The following is a 6,812-nucleotide window of genomic DNA, read 5'->3' as shown; positions in this document are numbered from 1 at the left end:
TGTGCCTTGCCTCCCACGACTGGCACCGGCGGGGCGACTGGGGGAGCCGGCGCGGCTAGCGGCGTCGGGGCGTGCGCCGGCCCGGCCAGCCCGGCCAAGCCGCCCAGCGCCCCGACCGGGGCAACTGCCAGGAGCAGAGGCGCCGCCAGCAAGGCCGGTTGCGACCCTAACCAGCTCGCGATCTCGGCGATGTGAGTCGGCCAGTCCACCGACTCGAGGAATGCCAGGTATTCCCACGCCAAGGCCGGGTTTGTCTGCAGGTACTGGCCGAACTGCTCGAAATCCTCAAGAAGTTCCAGCGCTCGAACCACCCAAAAGATCAGCTGCCCCGGGTTCGTGTATTCGTCGTACGGGATCCCGTTCACAGTCGCCTGCCCGGGATTCCAATCGATGCCGAACCACCGCAGGATCTGCGCAAGGAACTGATTGAACCAGTTGTCGACCGTCGGGTCGGGGAACTCCTCGTCGTCCGCTTCCTCGTGGTCGTGTTGGACGGCGGCCTCGGACCTCAGGATCTGCGGCGCCGATTCGGCCGGCGGCGTGGCCGTCACCGCTGCGGTGGAGACGGCCTGATAGGTCGTCATCGTGGTGGCGGCCTGAACCCACATCCGCGCATAGTCGGCCTCGTTGACGGCGATCGGAATCGTGTTGATCCCAAAGAAATTCGTCGCCATCAGCACGCCGTGGACGGCGTGGTTGGCGGCCAGCTCCGGCAGCGTCGGCATGGCCGCCAACGCCGCCGCGTAGGCCGTGCCCGCCGTCTCGTGCTCGGCGGCTGCGGCTGCGCTGTGCGCGCTGGCCTGCGCCAGCCACGCCAGGTACGGACCGTGCGCCGCCACGTAGGACTCGGCGCTGGGCCCCTGCCATGCCCCGGCGTGCGTCGATGCCAGCACCCCGCTGAGTTCCTCGGCGGCCGAGGCGTATTCGGCGCTCAACGAATCCCACGCCGCCGCGGCGGCAAACAGCGAAGCGGGCCCCGGCCCACAGCTGAGCAACGCCGAGTGGATCTCCGGCGGTGAGGCCATCCAGATCGGCGCGGTCATTGCTGGATGGTCCCGTCGGGAATCGACGTGGTGCACGCGGCCTGCAACTTCATCACCGGCAACTCCTGGGCTGGGAACGCTGAAGGATTGCCGAGAGCTTACTGAAAATGATTGTCGTTATCAACGTGGGCGGCGATGTCCGCCCGGCCGTGCGCTAGACCAACGGGCGCCCCGTCCGGATCCGGCGGTCCAGGTCCCAGAGCATCAAGTTGAACGGGAATTGCCGGATGATCCGCGGCAGCATGCGGTTCACGACCGCCAAAACCGACATCAGCCGGTCGAAGCGCCGCTGCTTGGCGGCATCCCACGGCAACCGCATCTCGTCGCGAAACCGTTGCGGCAGAAAGCCGGTGGTGATCAGCAGGTTGAAGTTCTCCAACGGTTCGCGCACCAGCCGCGGCAACCGCACCCCACGCACCCGGGACACCGCGATCGGGTACAGGAACTCACGGACGGTGTCATCGATGTGCACCTTGTCCAGCGACTCCTGCCAGTACTTGTCGAAGGCCGCCCGGTCCGCCGGCCACATCTCCGGCGGCACCTGCAAGGTGGTGCCCAGCGACATGCCGTCGCGATAAAGGCGATCGGCGTCCTCCTCCGGTATTTCGCCGATGAAGGTGCGATAGATGTCGATGCCGCCCTTGTAGATGCAGGCGGCCACCCACAGCTGCAATTCCGGATCGAATGCGTTGTAGGCCACCGGGTCGCCAGGCCTGGAGTAGACCTCGGCGTGCGACCGGTTCACCGCGCGGCGGTAGGCGGCCTTCTGCTCGGCGGTCCCGGCGTTGGCGACCGCGATGTAGGTGAAAGTGGTGCGCGCCCGCTTGATCGGATGGCGGTCGATTCGCCCGCTCTCGACGCGGCTTTCCGCCACGCCGTGGCCGACACCGGGACGCGAGAGTTCCATGATCACGTTGGCCGAACCGGCCAGCAGCGCCACGCCCATCAGGCCGTAGTCCTCGGCGATCCGGCGTCGCCGACGACTCGACTGCGGGCGCGGCGGGTCGGAGATTGGCCGCTCGACATGCGGAATGAGCTGGTGAACCGTGTCATGAATCGTCATCCGGAACCTCTTCACCGCTGGGTACGCCAAATATGACAACGCCTGTTTCCTGATATTGTCGCTGCCGCGCGTCGGTGTCAAGATGGTGCTCATGGTGCAGACCCCTAGCGAGCGCCCCTACCGCGGCGTCGACGCCGCGCGGCGACTGGCCGAACGCCGGGGTCGATTGCTGGCCGCGGGCCTGGACCTGCTGGGCGCCGACGAGCACGACGCGTCGGCGTTGACGGTTCGTGCGGTCTGCACCCGGGCCGGCCTGACGCCCCGCTATTTCTACGAAAGCTTCAGCGACCGAGACGGATTCGTCGGCGCAGTCTTCGACTCGGTGATCGCCGATTTGGCGGCCACCACGCAGGCCGCGGTGACGGCGGTGCCGATATCCGAACAGTCCCGCGCCGGTATGGCCAACATCGTGCGAACCATCGCCGAGGACCCGCGGGTCGGACGGCTGCTGTTCAGCACCCAGCTCGCCGACGCCGTCATCGTGCGCAAACGCGCCGAATCCACCGCGCTATTCGCGATGCTGCTGGGCCAGCACGGCGGCGACATGCTGCGGATGCCGGCCAACAACAGCATGAAAGCCGGCGCGCACTTCGCGGTGGGCGGCGTCGGGCAGATGATCAGCGCCTGGCTGGTCGGCGACGTGGTGCTAGAACCCGACCAGCTCGTCGATCAGCTCGCCGTGCTGCTCGACGAGCTGGCCCGCCCGCGGCTGTACGGCGTCACGGGAACAACGGCAGCTGCCACAGCCGCATCCCGGGATCCAGGAGCCACAAACGCAACATCGTGAGCCGCATGATGCGCTGCGCGCCGCGGATCATGAAAATCGCCAGTGGCACCTCGATGCCCAGCGCGGTCACCACCGACAGCCAGACGTCGTCGGGTCCGGCGGTCATCAGGTCGAACCAGGCGTCGCAGATCAACAGCACGCCGGAGGTGAAGGCCGCGAACAACAGTACCTGACGGCGGAAGTAACCGAAAACCGCTGTCGCCAGCATGAATCCGACCAGCAGGATGTCAAAGCCCACCCAGGTCAGCACCCAGTTGTGCGCGACATAACTATCCGGCAGCGTCAGCGCCAGATAGATGAGCCAGGGAATCATCGCGATCGAGCCGCCGATCATCAGGCCCAGTCGGATGCGCCGTATCCGCGCCATCAGCGCCGGGTCGATCACTTCGGACAGCGGTGCCTCCAGCCGCCTGATCAGGTCTCGCCGTTGCGCGGGTGTCAACGCCGCGATCTGCTCATCGGTCAAGATGCCGTCCGTCATCATGGACCCCCCGGCTCGGCCACATTCTCGCCGACTAGGTTACGGCGTGCTCCCGGGGTCGCCGGTCGGCCGCCGTCTTGGGAACGGCCCGGGCATCGCCTTCGCCGAATTCCTTGACCCAGCAGGCGAACTCAAGTGTGACGCCGTCGGGGTCCTGAAAATAGAACGAGCGCACGTAGACGCCGGGATGCAGGGTCGCGGAAACCTGCATCTCGCTTTCGTCGTGGTTGAGTATCGGGCCGACGCGTACGCCCTTGTCCTTGAGCCGCTGCCGGTAGGCGTCGAATTTCTCGGGCGGGACGTGAAAGGCGAGATGGTTCATCGTGCTGACCGCGCTGGTGATGTCCCCGATGCCCGGGATGGCACCCGGCGACGAGATTCCGGGTACCCGATCGGGTGCCTCGGCGAACCAGAAGAACGCGACACAGTCGCCGTTGCCGGCGTCGAAGAAGAAGTGCTGCCCGGCACCGTTGGGTAGATCCAGCGATTTGATCAGCGGCATGCCGAGGATGTTGCTGTAGAAGTCCACGGTCCGCGCCATGTCTGAACACACCAGCGCAACGTGATTGATCCCGCCGAGTTCGAATTCACTGTTGGTGTTGTCGGGCTTGATCATGTTGTGGCTCCCATCGATTGGCTGGCCTGGCCAAGATGCGAAACTGAATCTAACATCAGATTCAGTTTCGATCCAGAGAGGGACCATCGGGTGTCCATCGCGGCGCAATCCAACCAACGGCCGGCCGAGTTCCCGACGCACCGCGGCCGGCGTACGCAGGCAGCGATCGACGCCGCCGCGCGAACGGTCGTGGCGCGCAAGGGAATCCTGGCGACGACGATTGCCGACATCGCCGCGGAAGCCGGCCGTTCGGCGGCGTCCTTTTACAACTACTACGACTCGAAAGAGGCGATGGTCCGCCAATGGGCGCTGCGCTTCCGCGACGAAGCCAACGAGCGCGCCCGCTCGGTCACCGGACATGGCCTGTCGAACCGGGAACGCGCACACGCGGCGGCCGCGGCGCATTGGCACACCTACCGCAATCGGCTCGCCGAGGTGATCAGCGTGTCCCAGCTGGCTATGGTCAACGACGACTTCGCGCAGTACTGGGCCGAGATCTGCGATATTCCAATATCTTTCATCGCCGAAACGGTCCGCCGCGCCCAGACCCAGGGGTATTGCCCGGGCGACGACGCGCAGCTGATCGCCGAGGCGATCGTGGCGATGTTCAATCAGTTCTGCTACATCCAGCTCCGCCGGGCCGGCGACGACGAACTCGACGACCAGGCCTGTATCCAAACCCTCGCCAACATCTACTACCGGGCGATCTACTCGACGGAGGGTCACTGAATTGACGCGGAACGGCGGCAGTGCAGGGGTGGTCCGTGAGTTCGTCGCCCTACCGTCGCCCACCGCCGGGCGCGCCGGCGCGGGCGGGCATCCATGCCAGGGGCTGTATCACCGCGGCGTCGGACGCAAGCCGAGGGTGGCCATGATCGCCACGCACTACCAGATCGACTTCTCCGAGCACTACCTCGCCGATTACATGGCCATTCGGGGCATCGGGTTTCTCGGCTGGAACACCCGGTTCCGCGGTTTCGAAAACAACTTCCTGCTCGACCACGCGCTGGTCGACATCGGCGTGGGGGTGCGTTGGCTGCGCGAGGTTCAGGGCGTGGATACCGTTGTGTTGCTGGGTAATTCGGGAGGCGGATCGTTGATGTCGGCCTACCAGTCACAGGCCGTCGACCCGAATGTGACCCCATTGCCGGGGATGCGGCCGGCGGCCGGGCTGACGGAGTTGCTGCCCGCCGACGGCTTCGTCGCCACCGCGGCGCATCCCGGACGCCCGGAGGTGCTGACCTCCTGGATGGACGCCTCCGTCGTCGACGAAAACGACCCGGTCGCCACCGACCCCGAACTCGACTTGTTCAACGGGGCCAACGGCCCGCCGTACCCGCCGGAGTTCATTGCCCGCTACCGCTCGGCACAGACCGCGCGCAACCACGCCATCACCGACTGGGCCGAGACGGAGCTCAAACGTGTTCGTGCAGCTGGGTTTTCGGATCGTCCATTCTCGGTCATGCGAACCTGGGCCGATCCCCGCATGGTCGATCCCAACATCGAGCCCACCAAGCGCACGCCCAACCTGTGCTACGCGGGTGTGCCGGCCAAGGCCAACCGCTCAGCCCAGGGCATCGCGGCGTCCTGCACGCTGCGCAACTGGTTGGGCATGTGGAGCCTGCGGGTGGCGCAGACCCGGGCCGAGCCACATCTGGCCCGCATCGCCTGCCCCGCCCTGGTGATCAATGCCGAGGCGGACACCGGCGTGTTTCCGTCTGACGCGCAACGCATCTACGACGCACTCGCGGGCACCGACAAGTCGCAGGTCTCGATCGACAGCGACCACTACTTCACCACCCCCGGCGCGCGCAGCGAGCAGGCGGATACCATCGCCAGGTGGATCAGCAAGCGGTGGCGCTGAGAGTTCTCGCCCACTTCGTTCCAGGTAAAAGAGTTCTCGATTTCCTTGCAGCCGAAGCAGATTGGCTCGACATTCGCTGGTGTGCCGCCGACGACGACGACGGCTTCTACCGCGAATTGCCCGATGCCGAGGTGATTTGGCATGTACTACGTCCGTTGTCAGGCGCCGACCTGAAACGCGGCGAACGGCTGCGGTTGGTGCACAAGCTCGGCGCGGGGGTGAACACGATCGACGTGGCCACCGCGACGGACCGCGGCATCGCGGTGGCCAACATGCCCGGCGCCAATGCGCCGTCGGTGGCCGAGGGAACCGTGCTGCTGATGCTGGCCGCGCTGCGCAGGCTGCCGCAACTCGACCACGCCACCCGGCAAGGGCGTGGCTGGCCGCTGGATCCCGAACTGGGCGAGACGGTCCGCGACATCGGGAGCTGCACCGTCGGCCTAGTGGGCTACGGCAATATCGCCAAGCGCGTGGCCGCCGTCGTCGGCGCCATGGGCGCCACCGTCTTGCACACCAGCACCCGCGACGACGGGCGGCCCGGCTGGCTACCGCTGCCCGAACTGCTGGCCGCCAGCGACATCGTCTCGCTGCACCTGCCGTTGACGGCGCAGACCCATCATCTGCTCAACCGGGATGCGATCGCCTCGATGAAGCCGACCGCGGTGCTGGTCAACACCTCGCGCGGGGCGATCGTCGACGAGGACGCCCTGGTCGGTGCGCTGCGCGACGGGCGGCTGGCCGCGGCGGGTCTCGACGTTTTCGAGGCCGAGCCGACGGCGGCCGACAACCCGCTGTTCGACCTGGACAACGTGGTGCTGACACCGCACGTCACCTGGTACACCGCCGACACGATGCGGCGCTACCTGGTCGAGGCCGTGTCCAACTGCCGCCGGCTTCGCGACGGCGAGCCACTGGCCAATGTGGTCAACCTACCGACCGGTTATTAGATTGATGAGTG

The 6,812-nt window shown here is 66.5% G+C and carries 8 protein-coding genes; 4 read left to right on the top strand and 4 right to left on the bottom strand.

The window, feature by feature from the left end:
- Positions 1–1,043: PPE family protein (locus tag BN973_RS04435; protein ID WP_232232019.1), on the bottom strand; the 1,043-nt coding region annotated here is incomplete at its 3' end.
- A 154-nt stretch (positions 1,044–1,197) separates the two neighbouring features.
- Positions 1,198–2,106 carry an oxygenase MpaB family protein gene (locus BN973_RS04430; protein WP_036466214.1) on the bottom strand — a complete coding sequence of 303 codons (909 nt, stop codon included), beginning with the start codon at positions 2,104–2,106 and terminating at the stop codon, positions 1,198–1,200.
- An 82-nt stretch (positions 2,107–2,188) separates the two neighbouring features.
- Between BN973_RS04430 and BN973_RS04425 the strand changes: the two genes are divergently transcribed.
- Positions 2,189–2,893: a TetR/AcrR family transcriptional regulator gene (locus tag BN973_RS04425; protein ID WP_036472029.1), complete on the top strand. Its 705-nt coding sequence runs from the start codon at positions 2,189–2,191 to the stop codon at positions 2,891–2,893.
- Here BN973_RS04425 and BN973_RS04420 read toward each other — a convergent pair.
- Together BN973_RS04420 and BN973_RS04415 are read right to left on the bottom strand one after the other, a co-directional pair.
- Complete coding sequence (locus tag BN973_RS04420) at positions 2,826–3,374, bottom strand: hypothetical protein (protein ID WP_036472028.1); 549 nt, start codon at positions 3,372–3,374, stop codon at positions 2,826–2,828. The genes BN973_RS04425 and BN973_RS04420 overlap by 68 nt on opposite strands.
- Positions 3,375–3,408: 34 nt before the next feature.
- Positions 3,409–3,990 (bottom strand): VOC family protein, encoded by a 582-nt coding sequence (locus BN973_RS04415; RefSeq protein WP_036466212.1) that lies wholly within the window; start codon positions 3,988–3,990, stop codon positions 3,409–3,411.
- A 96-nt stretch (positions 3,991–4,086) separates the two neighbouring features.
- Here BN973_RS04415 and BN973_RS04410 point away from each other — a divergent pair, with 96 nt between their 5' ends.
- Genes BN973_RS04410 through BN973_RS04400 form a run of 3 tightly spaced genes read left to right on the top strand, consistent with a single transcriptional unit; the run spans position 4,087 to position 6,801 of the window.
- The gene (locus tag BN973_RS04410; protein ID WP_036472027.1) at positions 4,087–4,719 is read left to right on the top strand and encodes a TetR/AcrR family transcriptional regulator; all 633 of its coding nucleotides are present in this window, start codon (positions 4,087–4,089) and stop codon (positions 4,717–4,719) included.
- A 1-nt stretch (position 4,720) separates the two neighbouring features.
- Complete coding sequence (locus BN973_RS04405; RefSeq protein WP_036466211.1) at positions 4,721–5,854, top strand: alpha/beta hydrolase; 1,134 nt, start codon at positions 4,721–4,723, stop codon at positions 5,852–5,854.
- Positions 5,830–6,801, top strand: a complete 972-nt coding sequence (locus BN973_RS04400; protein ID WP_036466209.1) for a 2-hydroxyacid dehydrogenase — start codon at positions 5,830–5,832, stop codon at positions 6,799–6,801. The genes BN973_RS04405 and BN973_RS04400 overlap by 25 nt, the downstream gene beginning before the upstream one ends.
- The last annotated feature ends 11 nt before the right edge of the window (positions 6,802–6,812 follow it).

The organism is Mycobacterium triplex (assembly GCF_000689255.1).
GTDB lineage: Bacteria > Actinomycetota > Actinomycetes > Mycobacteriales > Mycobacteriaceae > Mycobacterium > Mycobacterium triplex.
This window is presented reverse-complemented; position numbering and strand designations above follow the sequence as displayed.

Coding starts and splice junctions, on each gene's coding strand:
- BN973_RS04430 (WP_036466214.1), bottom strand. CDS start 2,106: ATGACGATTCATGACACGGTTCACCAGCTCATTCCGCATGTCGAGCGG.
- BN973_RS04420 (WP_036472028.1), bottom strand. CDS start 3,374: ATGACGGACGGCATCTTGACCGATGAGCAGATCGCGGCGTTGACACCC.
- BN973_RS04425 (WP_036472029.1), top strand. CDS start 2,189: ATGGTGCTCATGGTGCAGACCCCTAGCGAGCGCCCCTACCGCGGCGTC.
- BN973_RS04415 (WP_036466212.1), bottom strand. CDS start 3,990: ATGATCAAGCCCGACAACACCAACAGTGAATTCGAACTCGGCGGGATC.